The following is a 24,909-nucleotide window of genomic DNA, read 5'->3' as shown; positions in this document are numbered from 1 at the left end:
TACCGCCTCCGCATGCTCCTCATCACCGGTGGACTCGACGCCTCACCCCACACTCAACTCTGAAGAGCCCTTAAACCACGCGCTTACAGGCCCGAGTACGAGTGCAGACCCGGGAAGTACACATTGACCACGGTGAAGTTGAAGACCACGCAGAGGTAGCCGACGATCGACAGCCACGCGGAGCGGTTGCCGTTCCAACCGCGGGTCACGCGGGCGTGCATGTAGGCGGCGTAGACGGTCCAGATGACGAAGGTCCAGACTTCCTTGGTGTCCCAGCCCCAGAAGCGGCCCCAGGCCTGGTCGGCCCAGATGGCGCCCGCGGCCAGGGTGAAGGTCCAGAACACGAAGCCCACGGAGTTCAGGCGGAACGCGAAGTTCTCCAGGGTGGTCGAGTTGGGAACCACGCGCAGGAAGCCCAGCTTGGTTTCCTCACCCATGGCCATGTTCTTCTCTCGACGGGACTGCAGCAGCTGCAGCACGGCCATGGCGAAAGTAATGGTGAACAGGCCGGAGGCTGCCACGGCGATGGACACGTGGATGATCAGCCAGTAGGACTGCAGCGCCGGGGGCAGCGGCGAGACCGGGGTGGGGAACGCGATGGTCGCCGCGCACAGCATGAGCAGCACCAGGCCGGTGACCATGGGACCCACGAAACGCAGGTCCTTGAAGATCAGCGTGATCAAGTAAACGCCAGCCACCACGAGCGCACCCGTGGAGCAGAACTCGTACATATTGGCCCAGGGCACACGGTCCGCCGCAATGCCACGGGCCACCACGGCAAAGGCGTGCAGCAAGAACGCGATGGCCATGACGACCACGGCGGCACGAGCAGCCGGCCGGCTGATGGAGTCCTTGTAGTTGAGGGCCTCGAACTCGTCGGCGCCCTTGGAACGGGCGTCCGCCGTGGTGCGGAACTCGCCGGCCACGGGGCCTGACGCGCCGCCATCAGCGGCACCGTGACGAGCGGCGTCGTTACCCACCCTGGAGCCAGCTGAGGTGGCCGAGGCACTCACGGAACCGCCGCGCGAACCGGCGCCCACGAGCTCCTTGGAGCCCTCGCGGCTGGTCACGCCCTGCCGCTCGGCGTCGCGCTGGGCCTTGCCGATCGCCTTGGAGTGCGAGGCCATGTCCCACACGAAGGCCACGAACGCGACCAGGTAGGTGAAGGCCGCCAGGAGCATGAACCACTCGCTCCAGACACCTAACGTTTCGTTGATATTGCTACCCATAGATCACTCACGCCTTATCTGACGAGTTGAGGGGGAAATCGCGCACACCGCGGTCTTCCCACAGCGAGGTCCACAAACCTGTCAGCTTCTCGGCTTCCGCTCCCAAGCGGTGATCCTCACCGCGAGCCAACAGTCCGTATTCCAGAACAGTACACTGCACACCATTGTGGTCCTGGCCCACATACGCGCGCACCCACGCCCTGCGTCGGGCGATGAACAGGGACATGATCAGTCCCACAAAAGCGGCCACGAACGAGATGAACGCGGGGATGCGTCCGGGGTCGTTGTGGATGTCCAATCCCACATACCGCTTGACGTCCACGAACTCAATAGTGCCCTTGCCGTCCGGCAGCTCAGCCGAGCGGTTGGCGCCGTCCAGGGTGATGGCGCCGTTATCGGACATCATCGAGTTCATTTCGGTCAGCGAATCCACGTCCAACACGTAGACGTTCTGGGATTCGCCGTTGTCCAGGCCCAAGTCACCGAAGTACGAGGACATGATCAGCACGGGGTTGCTCAGGCCCGGATCCACGGAGCGGGGCATGGAGCCCTCATCCATGACCGCGGTGGGCAGCAACAGGCCCACAAAGCCAAGCTGGTCCGGAGCGGCATCCGGCACCTTGAGCACGAGCGAGGACGTGTAGACGGTGTCGGTGGGGATGGTCACCACGGGGCCTTCGTAGGCCACGTCGCCTTCCCCGTCCGTCACGCGAATCACGGGCGCGTAGCCGTTGCCGACCAGGTACAGCTTGGTGCCGCCCACGTTGAGAGGCTCGTTGACCTTGAGCTTCTCGCTCTGTTCCTGCGCACCGGGCTCTTCGGTCACGGTCACGTCCGCCTCAAAGTCCGTGGGGGCTCCGTACTGCGCGGGGTCCGTGGTGTCGCGGTGGAAGTCGGCCTCGAAGTTATCCAGACGCACGGAGAACGGGTTGAGCCAGTCCGCGTTGAAGTTGGTGCCGGGAGTGAAGGAGTCGTAGGCGACCAGGGTGTTCACGAAGGACTCGTCCTCGATGATGATCTTCTGACCCTTGTAGCCGAACAGCGAGCCGATGGCCACGGAAATCAGCACGCCCAACAGCGCCACGTGGAAGAGGATGTTGCCCACTTCCTTCCACATACCGCGCTCGGCGCCCACGGACGGTGTATCACCATCGAGATCGCGGGCCTCCGCGCGGTAACCGCGCTTTTTGAGCGCCTTGGTCGCGTCCTGGATCGCCTCCGACGGCGACGGCGCTGCGGCACCGTCGCGTCCGCCCAGCAGCACGCGGCGGTACTGCGGCAAACGGGTGAGCCGTTTGGGGGTGCGCGGCGGCTTGGCCCGCCACGCCTTGTAGTGCTGGGCCGCACGCGGGAGCACACAGCCGACCAGGGAAATGAACAGCAGCAGGTAAATCGCGGAGAACCAGTAGGACGAGAAGACGTCGAACAACTGGAACCGGTCCAGCCACGGACCGGAGGTCGGGTTGGCCTCGATATAGGTGTTGACCGCGTCCGGATCCTGAATCCGCTGCGGGAACATCGAGCCGGGCACCGCAGCAATGGCCAGCATGAGCAACAGCACGAGTGCCGTGGACATCTTGGTCAGCTGGGTCCACGCCCACCGGAGCATCCCCAGGGGACCGAGTGCGGGCACGGCAACGGAATCGTTGCGGTTGCCCTTCTGGTCACGCTTGTCGCGCACCTGCGTCATATCGGCATCACCCAATCGGTTACGAACTCGGCCTGGATCCAGGAGACCAGAGCGGACCATACGCCCGTGGCCATGGCCAGACCGATCAGCACGAGAACGGCACCGCCCACGCGTTGCAGCGTGAGACGGTGTTGGCGGAAGAATTTCATGGCGCCCATCCCCCGGCGCAGGGCCAGGGCAATCAGCACGAACGGGATGCCCAGTCCCAGGCAATAGGCGGTCGTGAGAATCACGGCCTTACCGGTCGAGGCGCCGTCCACGTAGACCAACGCCTGCACGGCAGCGAAGGTGGGGCCGATGCATGGTGCCCATCCCAAGCCGAACGTCATGCCGAGAAGGGGCGCTCCCCACAGTCCGGGCGGTGGTCTCCGCTCGATCTTGCGATCCCGCTGGAACCACGAGAAACCACCCATGAACACCACGCCCATGAGGATCACCAGGATGCCCAGCACCACCATGATCCACTGCTGGCCCAGGAACCACGCGAACGCACCCAACTGTGCCAAGACCACGGACATCAGCACGAACACCGCGGAGAACCCGAGCACGAACAACAGCACGCCCATGAACACGCGGCCGCGCTTCTGGTCCTGCAGATCCACTCCGGTCAGGCCGGTCACGTACCCCAGATATCCGGGCACCAGCGGCAGCACACACGGTGAAGCAAAAGAGACGAGTCCCGCGAGAAGCGCCACGGGTAGCGCGGCAATCAGTGAGCCGTCGAGGATGACCTCGGCGAAGGGATTGCCGCTCATACCGTCTCGGCCACCGTGTCCTTGATGAGGGCGTCCAGGGTGGAGTGATCAGCCTTGCCCAGCACGCGAGCCGCAACGCGGCCTTCGGAGTCGAGCACCAGGGTGGTGGGCACGGCCTGCGGCGGAACATAGTCGCTCAACGCCAACAGCACCTCACCGTTGAGATCGGACGCAGACTCGTAAGGGATCTCGAACGTGCGCTCGAATGCCTCCGAGGTAGCCTGCTGGTCCCGTAGGTTCACACCCATGAACTGGGCGTCCCCCTCGTATTCCTCGGCCAAGCTCACCAGATCGGGGGCCTCGGCGCGGCACGGGGCGCAGCCCGCGTACCAGAAGTTCAGGACGGTCGTTTCACCGCGCAAGTCCTCGGCGGACACGGTAGAACCGTCGAACATCTTGGCCTCGAACTCGACCGGCTCGCCGCGCTCTCCAGGGGCGTATTCACTCACGGAACCGTCCCCGGCCACATAGCCCTTGTTGCCGCCCTCGTTGGCCTGCTCCGCCAGATTGTCCGAGCCCGAGCCACCGCACGCGGTCAGCGCCAGCGCGGCACATACGGACAACGACGCCGCCGCAGCGCGAGTGCGCGAGCGGCGCGGTCGGGCGGTGTGGGCGGAACGGTCTCGGGCCAATTTCACGGAGATGTCACCTGACAGTACGGGGTGGGATTAGGGAGCAATTATGAGCCGGGAAGCTGGTTGATGCCTGAATAAAAATGCGCTGCCGGCTCCCGGTAACTAACCGCCGGAACAGCCGGTTCGTCCACGTTGTCGAAGGTCAGGGAGGTGGAGGACGCCAGGTTGCACTGGCGGCGCCGGGGATCGTGGGGCAGCGGGCGGCCCTCGACCGACAAGCGTGTCAACCAGATCGGCAACTGGTGGGACACGGCAATGGCCTGAGCGCCGTCGCCCCCGATCTCGACCGCCCGGCGAGCGAGGTCGCGCGTGGCCTCGGCCATGCGCGCCACCTGTTGCCGGTACGGCTCGCCCCACGAAGGGCGCAGCGGATTGAGCATGTACGGCCAGTGCCTGGGGTGGGCCAGCACCTTTTCGTCCACGTGCAGCCCTTGGAAGTGATTGCGGGGTTCGATGATGCGCTCTTCGGTGACCACATCCAAGTCCAGCTCACGGGCCACGGGCGCCGCGGTCTCGCGGGCACGAGTGAGCGGTGATGATGCCAGCAGGACGTAACGTTCGCCCTGGTTCATCCGCTCCCTGAAGTCCGCTGCCGCGGCTTCCGCCATGCGCGCTCCCAGCTCGGACAGATGGAAATCCGGCATGCGTCCGTAGACGATGGCGTCAGGGTTGTGAACCTGGCCATGGCGCAGCAAATGAACGGTCGCAGAAGGCATGGTTACAGTCTCTCAAAACCCCGGCCACCGCCCAATTCAGGGGCTTCCAAGGGAACGGTCGGTACTGCAACCACCCCGTCCCCTCGCGCGGCCCGGCACACCCCGCACGGCCCGCGGTCAGCTCAGCATCTCGCGCAGCCGCTGCTCATCGATGCGCAGCTGATCCCACGGGGCACCGTCCACGAACACGACCGGAATGTAATTCGCATAGTCACGCAGCAGCGCGGCATCCGTGGTGATGTCCACCTCGGAGAACTCGCTGCCGGTGTCCTTGCACGCCACAGTAACCACCCGGCGGGCGTCCTCGCACAAATGGCAACCGTCCTTGGTGAGCAATGTCACTCGATGGGCCGGGGGCTGGCCCGCCCAGTTCCCGGCGGACAGCAGCGGTTTTTTGGCGTTCTGCGACGAGCTCATGTGCCCATGCTACGGGTACGGAAAAGGCCTCGTCCCGAATGGAACGAGGCCTGCCGCGAAGTCGCTTACTTCTTGTTGCGACGCTGGTGACGAGTCTTACGAAGCAGCTTGCGGTGCTTCTTCTTGGACATACGCTTGCGGCGCTTCTTAATGACTGAACCCATAGGATCCCTCGCATTGTTCTAGACGTTGGCTGTTTGTACGGGCCGCGCGTGAACGCAACCCCGCCGCCGGTCAAACCAGGCGGCAAAATCCGATGAACGGCAAACTATTGATCCACCTTACCGCCTGTGGGCCGATTCCCTGAAAATAAGGGATCAGGCGCTGGCCTGCCGGGCACGCTTCAAACCGACCGGAGGGTTGTCCGCCGACGCCGCTGCCTCACCCTGGTCCTCGACCTCACCGTGGCGTCCGCGATCAGGATCGACCCCGGCCTCCTCGTACTGATAGGTGATGTGCTCGACGGTCAACCGCGAGGCCATCTGGTAGTCCCCCGCTTCCAACGCACTGCAGATCGCGCGGTGCTCGGCGCGGATCCTACTGGAGGTCGTGGACCACAGCGGAACGTGCCCCACCAGGGCCATGGTGTATTCATACACGGAATCCCGCAGCGCCGTGAACAGCGCCGCCATAGCCGTATTGCCGGACGACTTGACCAAGGCAATATGAAAGCTTACGTATAAATTGTGGAACTGCTTCAAACCCAGATCGTCGCGGTCCATTTCGGCCATGATGGCTTGCAATTCCGCGAGAGGAACGTGCTTTTCCGAAGCATTCTTCAGGGCCCAGGATTCCAATTCGATGCGGGCCTGAACAATGTCTCGCAGAGGATACTCGGAGGTGGCCATGTGCAGCTGCAACGCGGGCCCTGCCGAGGCAGCCGGTTCACGCACCAGGATGGGGAGAATGGAACGGTGCGGGCCGTCGAACAGCTTGATGATCCCCTGTGACTCGAGCACCTTCAGGGTCTCCCGCATGGAGTTACGCGAGACCCTGAAGATTGCCGCGAGGTCTTTATCAGTGGGCAGTTGCTGACCCAGCACAAGGTTCCCGTCGAACAGCTCGTTCTCGAGCCATTGCAGAACCTCACGATGAGTTGCCATGGTCACCAGCCTAAACAATCGTCAGTCGAGCACGTGCCAACCTCAGCAGATGCTTCAACTCACGAGCTTACTGGGTATGACTGGGAAATTAGATCAGACCCTGGGCTGACATTGCCCGTGCCACCTTGATGAAACCCGCAATATTTGCACCGGCCACATAGTTGCCGGGCATGCCGTATTCATCAGCAGTTTCAGCACAACGGTGGTGAATACCGCGCATGATTTCTTGCAAACGCTGCTGGGTGTAGTCGAAAGTCCACGAGTCGCGAGAAGCATTCTGCTGCATTTCCAGAGCGGAGGTTGCCACACCGCCGGCATTGGCTGCCTTGCCGGGGGCGAAGAGTATGTCAGCGTCCTGGAAAATGCGGACCGCCTCCGCGGTGGTGGGCATGTTGGCGCCCTCAGCCACGACCTCCACTCCGTTGGAGAGCAACTTCTTGGCCTGGCGACCGTTGAGCTCGTTCTGGGTGGCACACGGTAGGGCCACGGAACCCGGAACGTCCCACACCGATCCGTCGGAAACGAACCGTGCTCGGCCACCCTTGCGTTCGGCATACTGGCTGATGCGGGCGCGGTCCACTTCCTTGACCTCCTTGAGGAGGTCCAGGTCGATGCCGTCCGGATCCACCACGTAACCGCTCGAGTCGGAGGCCGTGAGTACCTTGGCGCCCAGCGACTGTGCACGGTCGATCGCGTAGATCGCCACATTGCCGGAACCGGATACGAGCATTTCGCGCCCGTCCATGTCCTGACCGCGGGTCTTGAGCATTTCCTCGGCGAACATCACGGTGCCGTAGCCGGTGGCTTCGGTACGCACCAGCGAACCACCCCAGGCCAGGCCCTTGCCGGTGAGCACGCCTGACTCGTAACGGTTGGTGATGCGCTTGTACTGGCCGAACAGGTAACCGATCTCGCGGCCACCCACGCCGATGTCGCCGGCGGGCACATCCGTGTACTCACCGATGTGGCGGTACAACTCGGTCATGAAGGACTGGCAGAAACGCATGATCTCGGAATCGGAACGACCGGAGGGGTCGAAGTCCGAGCCGCCCTTACCGCCACCGATGGGCATGCCGGTCAGGGAATTCTTGAAGATCTGTTCGAAACCCAGGAACTTGACGATGCCCAGGTAGACCGAGGGGTGGAAACGCAGACCGCCCTTGTAGGGGCCCAGTGCGGAGTTGAACTCCACGCGGAAACCGCGGTTGATGTGCACGCGGCCGTTGTCGTCGGTCCAGGGCACACGGAAAATGATCTGGCGTTCGGGCTCGCAGATGCGCTCCAGAATGGCCGACTCGAGCAGCTCGGGGTGGCGTGCCACCACGGGGCCCAGCGATTCGAAGACTTCGTCGACTGCCTGATGGAACTCGGACTCGCCGGGGTTGCGAGCGATCACCGCTTGCCGAACCGGAATCAAATTCTCGTGCATGGGTCTCCTGCCGTCTATCGGTTGTAGGTGCTCACCGCGCCATCAACGCCGCGTGCTGCGCCCGCGCCGCCGGAACCCGGTGAGAGCGGACAGCAGACCGCTCTCACGTCGGTGTGCGCCTCCGCTGCGCGCAGGGGGAATCCCGAATTCGGGTTTCGTGGAGTTCGAATCATCGGACTCGTCAGAATCCGCGCTGGACTCAGCGGAAGTAACGTCGGTGTTAGCCCCCACACTAGCGCCTGTGACCTCAACCTCTGTGTCCAAGGCAACAGCGTCAGGGAGTGTGGAAATGTCGGATACCTCGGGATCTTCCAGGAGTTCCTGCAAATTTTCCTGGCCAACCTCGGATTCGTCGTCCGAAATAACGTTGAAAATGGGCGCCTCTGCAACCTCTGGTTCTGATTCCGTGGGCTCCGAGGTTTCGCTGATCTCTGCCTCCGCTCGATCCTGCTCATGCTCTTCCGCAGCCTGCGCAGAGGTGAACCACGGAAGGTTGCGAGGCTCCTCAGCAGCGGGGGGCGCCTCGTCAGGATCGGGGACATCGGCCGCGTCTGACACGATCTCGGCAGTGTCCGGCTCGTCGGCGGGTGCTTCGGGGGGTTCGGGGGCTCCTCCGGACGCTGATGTCTCGGCGGCCTCCACTTCTGCAGCAGACTCGGTGGCGTCCTTGGCCTGGGTGGGCTCCGCGGACTCGGCGGTGCCCTTGATCTCGGCGGGCTCCGCAGACTCAGCGGCTGCGCTCAGCAGATCCTCGATCCATGCAGTGACGTCTCGCAGGGGTTGCGGTTCCACGCTGTAGAAACGCTTCTGGCCCTCGGCCCGCGTTGCCACCAGGCCGGTGTCCCGCAGTACCTTGAGGTGTTTGGACACGGTGGGCTGGGAGACTTCCAGTTCTTCGACCAACTCTCCCACCGGGCGCGGGCCGTCGCGCAGGGCGGAAAGGATCCGCCGACGGGTGGGGTCGGAGAGAGCTGAATATGAATCATTGGCCATAGGAATCACCCTAAACGTGAATCCTGGTCAGGCCCCAATCAGACTCAGTCGTACCAGGGGTCCAGGCCCCAATGGGGGAAGACTTCCTTGCGGGTAGCCATGATGGATCGGTCAGTTTCATCGTTGGGGTCGAAGCCGATCTCCCACGAACGCCACCACAGATCCACGTTGTCACCCATCATCTCGGGAGCGTGACCGCCGTATTTCTCGTCCATGTAGTTCCGCCATTCCTGCGGAATCGGAGTGGTCGCCGCAACCGGCCGGCCGCTGGCGATCCCCACCAGGTGCGCCCAGGAACGCGGCACGGCGTCATGGCAGTCGTAACCGCCTCCGCCGGTCGCAATCCAACGCCCCTCGCAGACCTCATCAGCAAGCTCGGAGACCCCCAAGGCGATCTGGCGCTGACCGTCAATGCTCACACGCAAGTGGGTGAGTTCGTCCTGGAAGTGAGAGTCACAGCCGTGCTGGGACACGATCACCTCGGGACGGAACTCCCGCACGAGAGGCGGGACCACGGCGTCGTAGGCGCGCAACCACTGGGAATCATCGGCTCGCGTGGGCATGGCCACGTTGACCGAGGTACCCGCGGACTGGCCCTCGCCGATCTCGTTGGCGAAACCCGTGCCGGGAAACAGCGAAAGACCGGTCTCGTGAAGGGAGATGGTCATGACACGGGGATCGTCGAAGAAGATGGACTGCGTGCCGTCCCCGTGGTGGCCGTCCACGTCGATGTAGACCACGCGCTGCACGCCGTTGTCGAGCAAGTGCTGAATGGCCACGGCGCAGTCGTTGTAGACGCAGAACCCGCTGGCCTTGTCACGGGCGGCGTGGTGCATGCCGCCGCCAAAGTTCACGGCGTGGACGGCTTTACCGTCCAAAATATCCACCGCGCCTTGGTAGGAGCCGCCCACCAGACGGGCGCTGGATTCGTGGATGCCCTCGTAGCCGGGAGTGTCTTCCGTGCCCAACCCGCACTCGGGAATCTCAATGGTGGGATCTTCGGAGACTGCGTGAACAGACTTCACGTACTCCGCGGTGTGAGCCAGCTGGAGCACCTCATCATCGGGAACTTCCGGTACTTCGACCCGGACGTTCTCCGCCGTGTCCAGACCCAGTTGCTGCACCAGTCGCATGGTGGCGTCCAGGCGGGAGGGACGCATGGGGTGGTAGTCCCCAAAGTTGTACTTGAGCAACTGGGGATCCCAATAAACACTGGTGGGGTACACGGCGCCTTTACCGTTTGTTGCAGGGCTCACACTCCCATTAGACCATTGACCACGCCCCGCTGGGCCTTGCATTGCACTGTGACGGAGAAATTAGGGCAATAATGTCCTGACTGCCCCGCGTGCAGCCACTATGAACTCATTGCTTGTGACGTTGGAGGAGGTGCGGTGAGCGAACTGGAACAGGCCGATCCGGTACCCGAACACCCGGATCACCCTGAAACCTCCACCGATCCTTTCCTCACGCGTGTCGCGCGAGGTATGCGCGATTTCGTCGATGGAATCGCCAATTCCTCACCCGCACGGCTGGCCATCATGGTCTTCGTCATCGTGGACCTGGCCTTCGCCGCCCTCCTGTTGTTGCCCGTTTCCTCCGCTCCGGGAAAACACACTGACGTGGCAGACGCCGTGTTCACTGCAACATCCGCCGTGACCGTGACCGGGTTGACCACGGTCTCCACCGCGGATCAGTGGTCGCTGTTCGGTCAGGTGATCATCCTGGTGGCCATCCAGATCGGTGGCCTGGGAACGCTCACCATGACCTCGCTGTTGGCGCTGGCCATCGGACGAAAACTCGGCCTGAAGTCCAAGCTGATCACCCAGGAGGCACTCAACATCGGCCGTTTGGGCGAGGTGGGCTCGCTGCTGCGCATCATTGTGGTGACCTCCATTTCCATCGAGGCCGCGTTGACCGTAGTTCTGACCCTGGGCTTCCTGGTCTCGGGCGAACCCTTCCACACGGCCCTGTGGCACGGAGCGTTCTACGGGATCTCGAGCTTCAACAACGCGGGCTTCACCCCGCACAGTGACGGGCTGGTGCCGTACGACCACACGAGCTTAGATTCATGGCTCATTCTGCTGCCCCTCTGCATCGGTGTCCTCATCGGATCCCTGGGTTTCCCCGTGATCCTGGTCCTGCGCGAAGCCGGATTCCGCTTCACGCGCTGGAACCTCAACGCCAAACTCACGTTGGTCACCACCGGCATCCTGATGCTGATCGGTTGGCTCCTGTTCTCCGCGTCCGAATGGGACAACCCTGACACCATTGGCGAGAAACCCGTGAGCGACCGCATTTTCCACGGCTTCTTCGCGTCCGTGATGATGCGCTCCGGAGGCTTCAACCTGGTGGAGATGACGGACACCTCTCAGGTCACCCTGTTGTTCACGGACGCGCTCATGTTCGCCGGCGGCGGTTCAGCCTCCACCGCCGGCGGTATCAAAGTGACCACACTCGCGGTCGTGTTCTTAGCTATCCTGGCCGAGGCACGCGGTGACAGGTCCGTGATCGCGTTCTTCCGCACCATCCCGGATTCTGTGCTGCGCATTGCCATTTCCGTCATCATGATGGGTGCCACGGTTGTGCTGACCGGTTGCGGCATCATGGTGACCCTCACCGGTCATTCCTTGGACCTGGTGTTGTTCGAAGTCATTTCCGCCTACGCCACCTGCGGGCTCAGTGTGGGCGTCTCCGCTGACGCACCGGATGCAGGAAAGTACGTTCTGGCGATCATCATGCTCATCGGCCGTATCGGCACCACCACGGTGGCCACGGCGCTCGCGCTGCGTGGACGGCGCAGGTTGTACTCCTACCCGGAAGAAAGGCCCATCATTGGCTAAGAATTCCTCCAATGCCACACAGGTGCTCGTGATCGGCCTGGGCCGTTTCGGGTCAGCCACCGCCATGCAATTGGTGCGCCAGAGCAGCGAGGTCCTGGGTGTTGAGCGTGACACCGCCCTGGTGCAGAAGATGTCCGGCCAGCTCACCCACGTGGTCGAGGCCGATGCAACGGACATCGATGCGTTACGTCAGGTGGGTGCCGCAGACTTCAACGCGGCGGTCGTGGGCGTGGGCACGTCGATCGAGTCCTCCGTGCTGATCACCGCCAACCTGGTGGACCTGGGTATCGACCGTATCTGGGCCAAGGCCATCTCCCCCGCGCACGGCAAGATCCTGGCGCGTATCGGCGCCCACCACGTGATCTTTCCGGAAGCCGACGCCGGGCGCCGCACCGCCCACTTGGTGTCCGGGCGGATGTTGGACTACATCGAGTTCGACGATGACTTCGCGATCGTCAAAATGTACCCACCCCGCGAGACGCAGGGCTTCACACTGGGCGAATCAAACGTGCGTTCCAAGTACGGCGTCACCGTGGTGGGCGTGAAATCCCCCGGGGAGGATTTCACGTACGCCCGTCCAGAAACCATGGTGACCTCGCGAGACACGTTGATCGTCTCCGGTCACGTGGATCTCCTGGAGCGCTTCGCCGCACGGCCCTGACTCGACTCCGCATGCAGAGCGGCCCCGGACCACAGTGCAGTGGTCCGGGGCCGCTTAACTGCCGGGTCAGTCCCCGCAGTACTCCTTCTCCATCTCGTCGCCGCGCTCGGCGGACGCCGTAGCACCGGCGGCGATCACGTCGCGAAGGCCGCGATCGTCAAACGTGTTGATGGCCCTCTCCGTGGTGCCACCGGGGCTGGTGACAGCCTTACGCAGGGCCGCGGGATCGGCGTCGTCCGGGCTGAGTAGCACGCCCGCGCCCGCGACCGTTTCCTTGGCCAGCACGCGCGCGACGTCGCTCGGGAGACCGAGCTTTTCGCCCGCCTGCTGCATGGCTTCAGCCAGGTAGAAGACGTAGGCCGGGCCGGAACCGGACACGCCGGTGACGGCGCGGACCAGGTGCTCCTCGACCTCCACCACGGTGGCGACTGAGGACAGCACCTCCTTGACCGCTTCCAGCTGGTCCTGGGTCGTGTGGGTACCCGGAGTCACAGAGATGACGCCGCGGCCCACGCTCGAAGGGGTGTTGGGCATGGTGCGCACCACGGGCTGGCCCTCGGGAAGTGCCTTTTCGAGGGCATCGAGCGTGATGCCCGCGGCCACGGAGGCAACCACGGTCTTGGGCTGCAGGGCGGGCGCGATTTCACGAGCGAGGTCCAGGATGGCGTAGGGCTTCACGCCCAGCAGCACCACGTCCGCGTCCTTGACGGCCTCGAGATTGGCCTTGTCGTTCTCCTCGCCGGAGAGCACGGTGACACCGGTGTCCTCGCGCAGTTTGTCAGCGGAGGATGCGGACTTGGTGGTCGCGCGCACTCGCTCGGCGGGCGTACCACCGGCCAGGACACCGCGCAGGATGGATCCGTTCATGGATCCCGAACCGAGGAAAGTCAGGACGAGCTCGCTCATGCGAAAGTTCCTTTCGTAGGCAAATCTGGGCTTAGTTCGACCGTATCGCGCCCGCGGAGGCAAAGAAACCGCTGAATTCTCACGTCCCGAGGCGCAGCGGAACAGAACTACCAGTTGTTCTTCAGGCTCTGCCCTGTTCGTTCCCCGCCTGGCTTCTTATGCTGATCACACCTCAATTGGTGCGAGTGAATACAGGAAACGATCCCCTAGTTCGTTTCCTCCATGTGCCGGCGAGCGAACGCCAAGGATTCGGACAACCAGGCGTCCCGCTCGTCGGCATTTTTGGATTTCCGGGTGGATACCTCAACGCCCACCACGCCCTGCCAGCGTGTATCGCGCAGGTATTCCAGCGTTTGAGCCACCGGTTGGACACCGTGGCCCGGGAGCAGGTGTTCATCCGCCATGGTGGTTCCCGATCCATCCGTCAGGTGAATGTGGCCCAGGCGCGATCCGAGTTCTTTCACGGCCTCGAGCGAATCCATGTGCGCGGTAGCGGCATGGGAGAAGTCCCACGTGACCCAGTCGTAGTCCTGACCCAGCGGACTGTAGTGCGGGGAGTACACCACGGCCTTGCGGCCGGCCACCCGCCACGGGTACATGTTTTCCACGGAGATCTTGATGCCGGTCATGCGGGAGACCTCACGGACACCCTGCACGAAGTTGCGCGCATACTTCTTCTGCCATCTGAACGGAGGGTGCACCACCACGACCTCGGCGCCCACCTGTTCGGTGAGTTTGGCGGCCATCTGAATCTTGGTCCAGGCCTTGCCCCAGACCTGCTGGGTGAACAGCAAGGTGGGCGCGTGGATGGTGGAAATGGGCACCTGGTACTCCTGGATGTGGTCCCGGAGCTGGTGCGTCAACTGGCTCATGCGTTCGTGAGTGACGAGCACTTCCACGCTGTCGTAGCCCAACCGCTGAGCGGCGTCGAACGTCTCGGGCACGCCCTTGGGGTAGAGCGAGCTGGTGGACAGCGCCACGTGCGGTCGGTACAGGCCCTCGGCTTGGGACATTACTTGGCCACCAAATTCTTGGGATTGACGGTGTGGATCGCTGCCCCGGTGGTCAACCGGTCCAGTCGGCGCAGAATGAGCCCTTCGCGCAGTGCCCACGGCGAGATACGCAGGGTTCCGATATCCAGCATATCCATCGCGGTTTCCGCCACGATAGCGCCCGCGAGCACCTGGGCCGCGCGGTGTTCGGAGACGCCCGGTAGTTCGGCGCGTTCAGAGACGGTCATTGCTTCCATGCGCCGGGTCCACAATCGCAGATCCTCGGCGTGCATGATGCGCGGAACGTAGGGTCCCTGTGCCGACGGCGCTGCACCGCAGATGCGCGCCAGCGACCGGAACGTCTTGGACGTTCCCACGGCAAGATCAGGGCGGCCGCCCTTCTCAATTTTCTCCACCGCTGGTTTCAACGTGGCGCGCACGTGCCGGCGCAACTTCTTCACGTCGGCCGGCGAAGCGACGTCGCTGCCGCCCAAGAATGTGCGGTACATGCGCCCGGCGCCCAACGGAACCGAAGTGGCCACCGTGGGCAGTGCATTGGTGCCTACGGCCATTTCGAAGGAGCCGCCACCGATGTCGAAATCCATGATGCGACCGGCGCCCCACCCGAACCAGCGGCGCACCGCATAGAACGTGATGGCCGATTCCTGGTCGCCAGAGATCTCCGTGAGGGTAACCCCGGACCGGGACTGCACGTGGTCCAGCACGTCCGCACCATTAGTTGCCTCGCGAATTGCGGAGGTGGCGAAGGCGAGGAGATCCTCGGCGTCGTGCTCGACCGCGAAGTCCCGCGCCTCGACAACGAACGACGTCAGCAGGTCGCGCCCGCGATCGGTAATGCGGCCTTGTTCGTCCTGGTGCTCCACCAGACGCAGCGCCATTTTGTGGGACGCGTACGGTTCCGGTTTCGAACCGGGGTACACATCCAACAGGAGCAGGTGAACCGTGTTGGAGCCGACGTCCAAGACTGAGAGCCGCATGTGCTTCCTTCGCTGGGCCGCGGGCCGTGACCCGCTGTGGACTACTTCTTGGTGGTCGAGGCCTTGCGCGTGGTGGTGGCCTTGGTCTTGGTACCGGACTTGGCCTTGCTCGCAGTCTTCGACTTGGTGGCGGTTTTGGTGGTGCGGGCACGCGAGGTGGTCTTCTTGGGAGCGGGTCCCTTGGCGCGCTTCTCCGCCAACAACTGAGACGCACGAGCGTTGGTCATCTGCTCGATGCTCTCGGCTCGCGGAACCGTCACGTTGGTCTCACCATCCGTGATGTACGGGCCGAAGCGGCCGTCCTTGATCACCATGTGCTTCTCGGTGATCGGATCCGCTCCCAGGTCAGCCAGCGGCGGCTTGGCCGCTTGGCGTCCGCGCTGCTTGGGCTGGGAGTAGATGGTCTTGGCCTCGTCCAGGGTGATCGTGAAGATCTGCTCCTCGGAGCCGATCGACCGGGAATCCGAGCCCTTCTTCAGGTACGGACCGTACCGACCGTTCTGCACCGTGATGGTCTCACCATCCGTGTCCTCGCCCAGCTCGCGCGGCAGCGACAACAGCTTGAGGGCGTCGTCCAAGGTCACGTCCTGAAGCTTCATGGACGAGAACAAGGACGCGGTGCGGGGTTTGGGCTTCTCGATCTTCTTGGGCTTGGGCTTGCCGTTCTTGTAGTACTCGGTGGGGATCGCGTCGAGCTCTTCCTGGGTCGGCTCGGGGACGATCTCCGTGACGTAGGGGCCGTAACGACCGTCCTTGGCCACGATCATGCGACCGGTCTCCGGGTTCGTTCCCAGCTCGCGACCGTCGGCCTTACCGATCTCCATGAGCTCCTGGGCCTTGGCGGCGTCCAGCTCATCCGGGGCCAGGTCCAGAGGAACGTTGGCGCGCACCGGATCGGAGATCTCGCCGGTCTCCGGGTCAACCGTGCCGCCCACTTCCAGGTAGGGACCGAACTTGCCCACGCGCAGCATGATCTCATCCGTGATCGGAATGGTGTTCACGGCGCGGGCGTCGATCTCGCCCAAATCTTCCACGATGGGCTTGAGGCCGTGCTCGGTCTGGCCATCGCCGAAGTAGAAACCGGTCAGCCACTTGACCCGATCTTCCTCACCGCGGGCAATGCGGTCCAGGTCGTCTTCCAACTCGGCCGTGAAGTCGTAGTCCACGTAGTCGGTGAAGTGGTCTTCCAATAGGCGCACCACGGAGAAAGCGAGCCACGACGGGATCAGCGCGGAACCACGCACCTGCACGTAACCGCGATCCATGATCGTCGAGATGGTCGCCGCATAGGTCGACGGGCGGCCAATGCCCAGCTCGTCCAGGGTCTTGACCAGGGAGGCCTCGGTGTACCGGGCCGGCGGAGTGGTCGTGTGGCCGTCCGCAGTGACGTCGGTGGCGTCCAGGGCATCGCCCTCGGCCATGACCGGAAGTCGCTTGTCCTCGTCCTTGGCCTTCGACGACGACCCCGCGGTCTCCGGGTTCTCGTCCTTACCTTCCTCGTACGCGGCCAAGAAGCCACGGAAGGTGATGACCGTACCCGAAGCCGAGAACTCGGCGTCGGCCCCGGAAAGCTCACCCGCGGCCGAAGTCGCGGCGGCACCCAGCCGAACGGTGGCGGTGGAACCCTTGGCGTCCTGCATCTGGGAGGCCACGGTGCGCTTCCAGATCAGTTCGTAGAGCTTGAACTCATCCACCGACAACTGCGAGCGCACCTGCGTGGGGGTGCGGAAAGAGTCACCGGAGGGGCGCACGGCCTCGTGGGCCTCCTGCGCGTTCTTGGACTTGGAGGAGTAAACGCGCGGCTTCCCCGGGACGAAGTCCTCGCCGTACAGTTCCTTGGCCTGGCGACGGGCGGCATTAATTGCCTGATCGGACAGCGCCACGGAGTCCGTACGCATGTAGGTGATGTAACCGTTCTCGTACAACCGCTGGGCCACGCGCATGGTCGTGCGGGAGGTGAAACGCAGCTTGCGCGCGGCCTCCTGCTGCAGCGTGGAGGTGGTGAACGGGGCTGCGGGGCGGCGGGTGTAGGGCTTGGTCTCGAGCGAGCGGACCGTGAACTCGGCGTCCTGCAGGCCGGCAGCCAGGGCGGTTGCCGAGGCTTCACCGAGATGGACCAGGGCGCCGTCGCGAGCCGACTTGAGTTCACCGCGGTCGGAGAAATCCTTGCCCGTGGCCACGCGCTGGGAGTTCAGGGAGGACAGGCGAGCGGTGAATCCGCGGCCCGCATCCTGGCCCTCGGGACGTGCAAAGGTGCCGGTGAGATCCCAGTAGTCGGCGGAGACGAACGCCATGCGCTCACGTTCGCGCTGCACCACCAGGCGGGTGGCCACCGACTGCACACGGCCGGCGGACAGGCCCGAGGAGACCTTGCGCCACAGCACCGGGGAGATCTCGTAGCCGTAGAGGCGATCCAGGATGCGGCGCGTCTCCTGGGCATCCACGAGGTCCTTGTCGAGCTCGCGCAACTGGCCGAAGGCACGCTCGATGGCTTCACGGGTGATTTCGGGGAAGGTCAGGCGGTAGACCGGAACCTTGGGCTTGAGCACCTGCATGAGGTGCCACGCGATGGCCTCGCCTTCGCGATCGCCATCGGTTGCGAGGTAGAGGGCGTCGGCTTCTTTGAGCTTGCGCCGCAGCTCCGTGACCTTCTTCTTCTTGTCCGGATTGACCACGTAGTACGGGTCGAAACCGTGCTCCACGTCCACCGCGAACTTGCCGTACGGGCCCTTCTTCATGTCCGTGGGCAGCTCAGAAGGCTGCGGCAAGTCCCGGATATGACCCATGGAGGATTCGACCTCGTAGGCGTCACCGAGATAACCCGCGATCGTTTTCACCTTGGAGGGCGACTCCACGATCAGCAGGCTCTTGCCGGTGTCAGCGTTCTTGGTGGCCTTGGTTGGCACGGTACTCCTCGTCATGACCCGTGGATTCGAGCGGGTCTGGTCCTTCCAATGGGGGCTGCACGAAACCCCCGTGGTTACTCACCGTCTCACAAGAGAGGTTTTACCACTTATTCCGGTGCTCAGACCGGATCGTGATCCGGTTCGGTGGTCATGGTGAACTCGCGGCCCGTGGCCGAGTCAACATCGATGACCACAAAGTGGTACTTGTACGTGGGTGCCCAGGGCTTCAGCGGAAGCTGCTCGGCGACTTCACGTTCCGCCTGAGTTTCCAGACGCCGTGCGCGTCCGTGCACCACGACGGACTGCACATGATCGCCGACCACGCGGTCCACCTCGAAGGCCACGTGGTTGTTGACCACGAGACTCGCAAGCTTGGTGCCCTGCGCCGTACGGAAGTACAGCTTACGGTCCTTAGCCACATAATTGACTGGGAAAATGTCCACCATGTCTGCAGCTTGTACCGCCAGACGGCCGAACGGGAGCTCCCCCAGAAGCTCCCACACCGCCGCGGTGTCGAGGGGCTGAATCGGATTGAAGGTTTCGCCTGTGCTCATGACTTCAGTCTTACACTTCCACCAACAGGCCGTGGGTGATGAGCGCCCTGATTTCACGTAATAATTGCTCCGACGGGCCGTCTTCCCACCCCAGCAATGAGCCCAGTGCGGTGAGGATTTGCCGCGCGGTGAGCTCACCGTCGCACACACCCACGAAGCCCGCAGCTTCACTGCTGAGCACCACCGTTCGCCGCAATCCCCCGCCCTGCCGTAACAGGATCAGAGCCGGGTCCTCGGCCCCGGGACGGCTGTGCCGTTCCTCGGTGACGTCCTGAGCGACGTCGTAATGCTTGTCCTGCCATGCGTCATCACCAACCACGCCGCTCGCGGCCTCCCCGCGATACAACACTTCCCCGCGTAGCCATTCCTCGGCCAAGGTGGCCGCGATGGGTTGCTGAATGGGGTGATCTATGTGCTCGAAGATCTGCAACGGCTCTGCCTCTTGCCGGCCCGTCTCCGGACGAGACAACCGGACCATACCGAAGCCGACCCAGCCCACACGACGCGACGTGAAATCCGCGACGTAATCGCGGTAGGCCGCCTCATAAGCTTCGAGATCTCGCTGCTGCGAAGCGTCTCGCAGCCAGGTTTCCGCGTACTCGCACACGTCCTGGATCTCACGCTGGATGACCCATGCCCCGGTGCCCGGGGCGATCCACTGTGCCACGCGCTCGGACCAGGTCTTCTCCGGATCGGCCTCCGGCGTGTCGGGGATTTCCCAGTTGGCCAGCAAATGGGCGGTACCGCCCGGGGCCAACACCGTGGGCAGCGCGGTAATCAGCTCGGAGACGAGCCGGTCCCCCGCCATTCCACCGTCGCGGTACGTGAAGCGTTCCTCGTCCGTCTCGTCGCTGCGGCGAGGCGTGATCACGAACGGCGGATTGGAAACAACCAGGTCGAATTCTTGGCCCGCCACCGGTTCGAGCAGGCTGCCCTGCACAAGGGTGACTCGGGCTTCCAGGTCGAATGGATCAAGGTCCAGTGCCCGGGCGTTGAGCAGCACGTTGAACCGGGTGGTGGCCAGCGCACGATCAGAGAGGTCGGTGGCCGTCACATGGCGAGCGTGGGAGAGCAGGTGGAAAGTCTGAATGCCGCACCCGGTACCCACGTCCAGCGCGGTGTTCACCTCGCGCCGTTCAGTGGACCGGACCAGGGTCAGAGAAGCGCCGCCGATCCCCAACACGTGATCGCGGCGCAGCACGCCGGGGCGCTGGAAGGCTCCGAGGTCACTGACCACGTAGAGCTCGCCCGCCACGTCCGTGGAGTAGGGGCGCAGGTCCACGGAGGCGCGCACCAAGTCCATGTTGGCCGCGCCATTGCTTTCGGGGCCGCGGTTGACGGCACCGTGGCCATCCGCCCGGTTGTTATTAGCGCTGATGTTGGCGGCGCTGAATGTCCTGGCCGCACTGGCTCGGTCCTCCAGGAGGCCCAGCCGAGCGAGACCGGCGGCACCCACGGTGGGCAGGGCGGCGTCGACGTCCGCAGCGGGGACCGCATCACCCAGGAGGAAGAGCGCGATCACCGTGGCCAGGCGCGGCTGAGTCTCACCCGCCCGATAGAGGGCAACGCGCGCGGGGACCGGTTGTTCCCGCAACCATGCGTCCATGGCACGCTCACCGAGCAAGTCGGTGACCCCGTCCACCGTGAAGTTACTGTTCACCAGATCCCCGTGGAGGTCCAGAACGAGTTGGGGATCCTGCGAGCGCGGCGAATCAGCCACCGCGCTGAATGGTGCGGCAGCGGGTAAGTCAGTCAACGCTCAGTGACCCAGGCGGAACTTGCGGCCGGTGATTCGGGTGGGTGTGATCTCCACGAACTCGAGTTTCTCGGTCTCGAGCCAAGGACGCAGCCCCAGCGATTCCACGTGCTCGAGATCCTCGGTCTCCGTCAGCATGCGCGCGGTACCGCGCACCACTACGGAGTGAGCCTCAGAACCGGTGGCGCGGTCGATCTCAATGGTCACGTTGGGATTCAGCTGCAACTTGAGCACCTTGGTGCCCTTGGCCGAGCGGAAGTAGATGTGCTCGCCGTCGGTCACGATATTCAGCGGGGTGATGTCGATTTCATCGCCGTCGCGGGTGGCCAAGCGGGCGAATCGCGCCTGCTTGAGCAAATCCCAGCTCTCCTGCTCGGAAAGTTCCTGGATGGGCTGCTGCTTGGGCTCGTCCTGCTCATCGTGCGCCTTGGCAATGTTCATGGGGTGTCCCTGCTCCGGAGTGCTCATAGCCCCATAATTCCATGCGTGCCGCGTTACCGGGGAGACCACAGCCAAAAAAGCGCAGATCACGGGCTTGTGACGAACCCGGCGCGCGCTGTGGAGAGCGTGGGGCACGGGCGATGGCCACGGCGGCGGCGTCGTCATAGCCGCAGACTGAGTTGTTGCAAGGCAGCCTGGCCGGTAGCCGGGTGAGCGCGAACGGCGAATGAGTGTTGCGGCGTGCGGAACAATAGGGACGTGAGTTTTTCCCAGGACATGGTCAATCTGCTCGGCCGCGGACCGCAGCCCGAGCAGGTTCGTCATGTCCGGGAGCTTCCGGCCCGCGAGGCCGAGTACGCACCATGGCCCGAGTGGATCCACCCGACAGTGCGCGGGGCCTACGAGCGACTGGGGATCCACCAGCCTTTCGCCCATCAGGTGGCTGCCATGACGGCCCCTCGGCACACGATCGTGGCCACGGGGACGGCCTCCGGCAAGTCGCTGGTGTATCAGTCGCTGGTGCTCAACGCCGTTCATCGTGGGAAGTTGGCGATCGCTTCCCGTCCCGGACTGCTGCACCACCCCGAAGAAGCCACCGCCCTGTATTTGTCCCCCACCAAGGCGCTCGCTGCGGATCAGTTGATGTCCCTTCGATCGCTGGGCTTCGACGACGTGCGCGCGGCCACCTACGACGGCGACACCGATACCGGCGAGCGCCGCTGGATCCGCGAGCACGCGGACGTGATCCTCTGCAATCCGGACATGCTCCATCACGGGGTGGTGCCCAACCACACGGGGTGGTCGCGGTTTTTCCGGCGGTTGCGGTACGTGATCATCGATGAAGCCCATTCCTACCGGGGTGTGTTCGGATCCCACGTGGCCGTGCTGATGAAACGGCTCAAGCGGGTGGCCGCGCATTACGGGGCGGACCCGATTTTCGTGGGGGCCTCCGCCACGAGTGCCTCCCCACAGGAATCCTTCGCGCGGTTGATCGGTGCCTCGCCCGCCGAGGTGACGGCCGTGGAACGCGATACCTCGCCGCACGGATCGCGCACCGTGGTGCTATGGGAACCGGAACAGTCGCCGGGTGGCTCGGATAACAATGCACCGTCGCGGCGCACGGTCACTGCCGAATCCGCAGACATGCTTACGGACCTGGTGCTGCAGCAGATCCGCACGATTGCGTTCATTCGATCGCGCCGCGGTGCCGAAACGATTTCTCAAATCGCCCACCGGCAACTCGAAGAGGTTGATCCCTCGCTGGCGCATCGCGTGGCGGCGTATCGGGCGGGCTTCCTCCCCGAGGAACGGCGCGAGTTGGAGCAGGCCCTGCGCGACGGTCGACTGTTGGGTGTCGCGAGCACTTCCGCGCTCGAGCTGGGTATCGATATCGCCGGGCTCGACGCCGTTCTGGTCGCCGGGTGGCCCGGCACCCGGGCCTCGTTTACACAACAAATCGGCCGCGCGGGACGAGCCGGTCAACATGCGCTCGCGGCGCTCATTGCCGGTGACGATCCACTCGACACCTACCTGGTGAATCATCCCGAGGCGATTTTCGATGTGCCGGTGGAAGCCACGGTGTTCGAGGCCTCCAATCCGTACGTGCTGGCGCCACACCTGTGCGCCGCGGCAGCCGAACTCCCCATCCGAACCACGGAGCTCGAGCAGTTCGGTCCCACCGCCCACGACGTAGTGCAGTCCTTGGAAGCCGCCGGCCACTTACGACGCCGCCCGAGCGGCTGGTTCTGGACTCGCTCCGAACGCCCGGCCGACATGGTGTCCATTCGCTCCGGGGACGGTGGTCCGGTACAGATCATGGACTCGGAGACCGGGGCTGTCCTGGGCACCATGGGTGCACCACAATCCCACTATCAAGCCCATCCGGGTGCGGTGTACGTGCACCAGGGACGCACGTACCTGGTCGAGGACTTGGACGAAGAGTTCAACGTGGCCTCCGTGCGACATGCGTTCCCCGATTTCTACACGGTCGCCCGGGACGTGACCGAGGTTCGCGTGCGATCCGTGGCCGAGACCCAGCGTTGGGGTCCCATCACGATTCACCGCGGCGGTGTGGACGTGACGACTCAGGTGATCAGTTTCCAGCGCAAACTCGCCGCATCCAACGAGGTGGTGGGCGAGGAACCATTGGAGCTGCCGCCGCGTCAATTGGCCACCACGGCCACATGGTTCACCGTGGACCAGCCGCAACTCGCTGCCATGGGGATCGAAGAACCGGACATACCCGGTTCGCTACACGCGGCCGAGCACGCCATGATCGGGCTACTCCCGCTGTTGGCATCGTGTGACCGCTGGGACGTGGGTGGCTTGTCCACCGCTTTGCACGCGGACACCGAGCTGCCCACCATTTTCGTGCACGACGGGCACCCCGGTGGCGCGGGTTTCGCCGAACGTGGTTACGACATGTTTCACCGTTGGGTCACAGCCACCCGGGATGCCATTGCCTCCTGCGAATGCGAGACGGGCTGCCCGTCCTGTGTGCAGTCCCCCAAGTGCGGCAACCGCAATAATCCGCTGGATAAAGCCGGCGCACTCAAGCTGCTGAACGGAATGCTACGGTTCGCTCCGGCTGCCACATCAACGGGGTAAGCGCTGAGCAGTCTCCAAGAGCGTACGGATAACTCACCTCACCGATAACGAACTGCATCACGACTCTCCCGGCGGCGGTCCTGCCCGCGATACTCCAACGGCGGGGCCGAGCGGTTCCAACGGACCGAACAGGGCGATGCTCGTGCGGACATCCACGGTGGTTTGTTCGGGAGTGACCAGGTCGCAGTGGTCCAAGACCGCGCCGTTCTCTTGAGCCACGGCCCGGGCCACGTCGCAAGGCACACCGCTCGCTAAGCCCCGAGCCGTGTCGGCTGCAGCGAGCGCAGCGAGGTCAGCGGCTTTGGCAGCCCGGTGCATCGAAATACCCGCCTGCCCGAGCAGCAGGATCACCATGAGAAGCACACACATGACCACGGCGATGGTCATCCCGTGGACGGTTCCTGACCCTTCATCGGGATGGTTCCCCCTCGTGGGACTCCCACCATCGGATGTCTGGTGATCCCGATACAGGCCGGACCTGACGACATGACGAGAGTCCGCGGGCGGGACACTACGGGCCCACATCTGCGTTCCTCGCTCCCTCGGTCACGGCCATGGCCTCTGCGTGAAGCGTCCAATCACTCCACTGGCCCAGGATCCCCGGCGCCGGCCCGCTGACCGTCACGTTGACGCGGTCGGAGCCGGAGGCCACGGTTACCGTGGATTCTTCACCGGCAATCTCACGCGCGCGTTCTTGTGCCACGGCCACGGTTTCGCCTCGAGCGGCGGCCCTCGCAGATGCCCGGGCCGCTTCCTCGAACCGCACCAGGGTCATCCCAGCTGCCGCTGCAGCCAACATGACCGCGAGCAACAGCACCAGAGCTGGCATGACGACCGCGGTTTCCACGGTGACGGCACCCCTGTCGCGAAGGCCTTTGGTATCTCGGCCTGCTCCGGATCTGTCGGTGGAAGACCCGGTTGAAGATTGATGTGTTCTCACGTCGGTACCTTTCTGAGAACTCAGGTGGGTCCGTTGGGCGCGCTTCACCTTCGATGCGCGCCCAACGTTGTTCCCCCATCGGATTACACCGACAGGGCCTTCTGGATGATGCCGAGCAGCAGCCCCGACACGGAGTCGGAGGACAGCACTGCGGCCATGACCCCGCCGAACGCGGCGGCTGCTAGAACGATCACGGCGTATTCCGCGGTGGACGCGCCGAGGTCGGGGTGGTCCGAGTTCAAGGCGAGCTCGGTGCCGTGCGGTTCCAAGACGGCGTCGGGCTCAATGGCCTGGGATGTTGACGCGGCGGTGGTGATGGTGGTGTTGGACATGACGTTCTC

Annotated in this window: 24 protein-coding genes; 3 read left to right on the top strand and 21 right to left on the bottom strand. The window is 63.9% G+C overall.

Annotation, left to right across the window (positions count from 1 at the left end; all coding sequences use genetic code 11):
* Positions 1-83 precede the first annotated feature (83 nt).
* The 11 genes from ccsB to ABD283_RS10995 all read right to left on the bottom strand — a co-directional run bounded on the left by ccsB (position 84) and on the right by ABD283_RS10995 (position 10,223).
* Positions 84-1,229 carry a c-type cytochrome biogenesis protein CcsB gene (gene ccsB / locus ABD283_RS11045; protein WP_344225068.1) on the bottom strand — a complete coding sequence of 382 codons (1,146 nt, stop codon included), beginning with the start codon at positions 1,227-1,229 and terminating at the stop codon, positions 84-86.
* Between the two features lie 7 nt (positions 1,230-1,236).
* Positions 1,237-2,919: a cytochrome c biogenesis protein ResB gene (gene resB, locus ABD283_RS11040; RefSeq protein WP_344225066.1), complete on the bottom strand. Its 1,683-nt coding sequence runs from the start codon at positions 2,917-2,919 to the stop codon at positions 1,237-1,239.
* Positions 2,916-3,674, bottom strand: a complete 759-nt coding sequence (locus ABD283_RS11035; RefSeq protein WP_344225065.1) for a cytochrome c biogenesis CcdA family protein — start codon at positions 3,672-3,674, stop codon at positions 2,916-2,918. The genes resB and ABD283_RS11035 overlap by 4 nt, the downstream gene beginning before the upstream one ends.
* Positions 3,671-4,312 carry a TlpA family protein disulfide reductase gene (locus ABD283_RS11030; RefSeq protein WP_425552835.1) on the bottom strand — a complete coding sequence of 214 codons (642 nt, stop codon included), beginning with the start codon at positions 4,310-4,312 and terminating at the stop codon, positions 3,671-3,673. Before ABD283_RS11030 ends, ABD283_RS11035 begins: the two co-directional genes overlap by 4 nt.
* A gap of 41 nt (positions 4,313-4,353) precedes the next feature.
* On the bottom strand, positions 4,354-5,025 hold the full coding sequence (locus tag ABD283_RS11025; protein WP_344225064.1) for a histidine phosphatase family protein: 672 nt from the start codon (positions 5,023-5,025) through the stop codon (positions 4,354-4,356).
* Positions 5,026-5,142: 117 nt separating this feature from the next.
* Positions 5,143-5,442: a glutaredoxin family protein gene (locus ABD283_RS11020; RefSeq protein WP_344225063.1), complete on the bottom strand. Its 300-nt coding sequence runs from the start codon at positions 5,440-5,442 to the stop codon at positions 5,143-5,145.
* 65 nt (positions 5,443-5,507) lie between these two features.
* Positions 5,508-5,606, bottom strand: a complete 99-nt coding sequence (locus ABD283_RS11015; RefSeq protein WP_005504750.1) for a 30S ribosomal protein bS22 — start codon at positions 5,604-5,606, stop codon at positions 5,508-5,510.
* A 153-nt stretch (positions 5,607-5,759) separates the two neighbouring features.
* Positions 5,760-6,545 carry a FadR/GntR family transcriptional regulator gene (locus ABD283_RS11010; RefSeq protein ID WP_344225062.1) on the bottom strand — a complete coding sequence of 262 codons (786 nt, stop codon included), beginning with the start codon at positions 6,543-6,545 and terminating at the stop codon, positions 5,760-5,762.
* 88 nt (positions 6,546-6,633) lie between these two features.
* Entirely contained in the window at positions 6,634-7,974 is a 1,341-nt protein-coding gene (gdhA, locus tag ABD283_RS11005; RefSeq protein WP_344225061.1) for an NADP-specific glutamate dehydrogenase, read from the bottom strand.
* 42 nt (positions 7,975-8,016) lie between these two features.
* Positions 8,017-8,967, bottom strand: coding sequence for an ArsR/SmtB family transcription factor (locus tag ABD283_RS11000; protein WP_344225060.1), 951 nt, complete (start codon positions 8,965-8,967; stop codon positions 8,017-8,019).
* 44 nt (positions 8,968-9,011) lie between these two features.
* Complete coding sequence (locus tag ABD283_RS10995) at positions 9,012-10,223, bottom strand: acetoin utilization protein AcuC (RefSeq protein ID WP_344225058.1); 1,212 nt, start codon at positions 10,221-10,223, stop codon at positions 9,012-9,014.
* A 135-nt stretch (positions 10,224-10,358) separates the two neighbouring features.
* Between ABD283_RS10995 and ABD283_RS10990 the strand changes: the two genes are divergently transcribed.
* A complete protein-coding gene (locus ABD283_RS10990) occupies positions 10,359-11,807 on the top strand; it encodes a TrkH family potassium uptake protein (protein WP_344225056.1) in 1,449 nt (482 codons plus the stop codon).
* A complete protein-coding gene (locus tag ABD283_RS10985; protein ID WP_344225054.1) occupies positions 11,800-12,468 on the top strand; it encodes a potassium channel family protein in 669 nt (222 codons plus the stop codon). Before ABD283_RS10990 ends, ABD283_RS10985 begins: the two co-directional genes overlap by 8 nt.
* 66 nt (positions 12,469-12,534) lie before the next feature.
* Here ABD283_RS10985 and proC read toward each other — a convergent pair whose 3' ends face one another.
* The 7 genes from proC to ABD283_RS10950 all read right to left on the bottom strand — a co-directional run bounded on the left by proC (position 12,535) and on the right by ABD283_RS10950 (position 21,048).
* Positions 12,535-13,374: a pyrroline-5-carboxylate reductase gene (gene proC / locus ABD283_RS10980; protein WP_344225052.1), complete on the bottom strand. Its 840-nt coding sequence runs from the start codon at positions 13,372-13,374 to the stop codon at positions 12,535-12,537.
* A gap of 206 nt (positions 13,375-13,580) precedes the next feature.
* Positions 13,581-14,387 (bottom strand): sugar phosphate isomerase/epimerase family protein, encoded by an 807-nt coding sequence (locus tag ABD283_RS10975; RefSeq protein ID WP_344225051.1) that lies wholly within the window; start codon positions 14,385-14,387, stop codon positions 13,581-13,583.
* On the bottom strand, positions 14,387-15,364 hold the full coding sequence (locus tag ABD283_RS10970; RefSeq protein WP_344225050.1) for a Ppx/GppA family phosphatase: 978 nt from the start codon (positions 15,362-15,364) through the stop codon (positions 14,387-14,389). Before ABD283_RS10970 ends, ABD283_RS10975 begins: the two co-directional genes overlap by 1 nt.
* A 41-nt stretch (positions 15,365-15,405) precedes the next feature.
* Entirely contained in the window at positions 15,406-18,270 is a 2,865-nt protein-coding gene (gene topA / locus ABD283_RS10965; protein WP_344225049.1) for a type I DNA topoisomerase, read from the bottom strand.
* Positions 18,271-18,389: 119 nt separating this feature from the next.
* Positions 18,390-18,824, bottom strand: coding sequence for a pyridoxamine 5'-phosphate oxidase family protein (locus tag ABD283_RS10960; protein WP_344225048.1), 435 nt, complete (start codon positions 18,822-18,824; stop codon positions 18,390-18,392).
* A gap of 10 nt (positions 18,825-18,834) precedes the next feature.
* On the bottom strand, positions 18,835-20,544 hold the full coding sequence (locus tag ABD283_RS10955; RefSeq protein ID WP_344225047.1) for a DUF7059 domain-containing protein: 1,710 nt from the start codon (positions 20,542-20,544) through the stop codon (positions 18,835-18,837).
* A gap of 39 nt (positions 20,545-20,583) precedes the next feature.
* A complete protein-coding gene (locus ABD283_RS10950; RefSeq protein WP_344225046.1) occupies positions 20,584-21,048 on the bottom strand; it encodes a pyridoxamine 5'-phosphate oxidase family protein in 465 nt (154 codons plus the stop codon).
* A 231-nt stretch (positions 21,049-21,279) separates the two neighbouring features.
* On the opposite strand from ABD283_RS10950, the gene ABD283_RS10945 reads away from it, so the two are divergent.
* Complete coding sequence (locus ABD283_RS10945; RefSeq protein WP_425552834.1) at positions 21,280-23,628, top strand: DEAD/DEAH box helicase; 2,349 nt, start codon at positions 21,280-21,282, stop codon at positions 23,626-23,628.
* A gap of 57 nt (positions 23,629-23,685) precedes the next feature.
* Here the strand turns inward: ABD283_RS10945 and ABD283_RS10940 are convergent, their stop codons facing one another.
* From ABD283_RS10940 to ABD283_RS10930, 3 genes are all read right to left on the bottom strand, one after another.
* Positions 23,686-24,099, bottom strand: a complete 414-nt coding sequence (locus ABD283_RS10940; RefSeq protein ID WP_344225071.1) for an Rv3654c family TadE-like protein — start codon at positions 24,097-24,099, stop codon at positions 23,686-23,688.
* A 40-nt stretch (positions 24,100-24,139) separates the two neighbouring features.
* Positions 24,140-24,475 carry a TadE family type IV pilus minor pilin gene (locus ABD283_RS10935; RefSeq protein ID WP_344225045.1) on the bottom strand — a complete coding sequence of 112 codons (336 nt, stop codon included), beginning with the start codon at positions 24,473-24,475 and terminating at the stop codon, positions 24,140-24,142.
* A 176-nt stretch (positions 24,476-24,651) separates the two neighbouring features.
* The gene (locus tag ABD283_RS10930) at positions 24,652-24,900 is read right to left on the bottom strand and encodes a DUF4244 domain-containing protein (RefSeq protein WP_344225044.1); all 249 of its coding nucleotides are present in this window, start codon (positions 24,898-24,900) and stop codon (positions 24,652-24,654) included.
* Positions 24,901-24,909 lie beyond the last annotated feature (9 nt).

Source organism: Kocuria atrinae (genome assembly GCF_039531425.1).
GTDB lineage: Bacteria > Actinomycetota > Actinomycetes > Actinomycetales > Micrococcaceae > Kocuria > Kocuria atrinae.
Note: the sequence above shows the minus strand (reverse complement) of the source record. Positions and strands in the feature narration are given on the sequence as shown.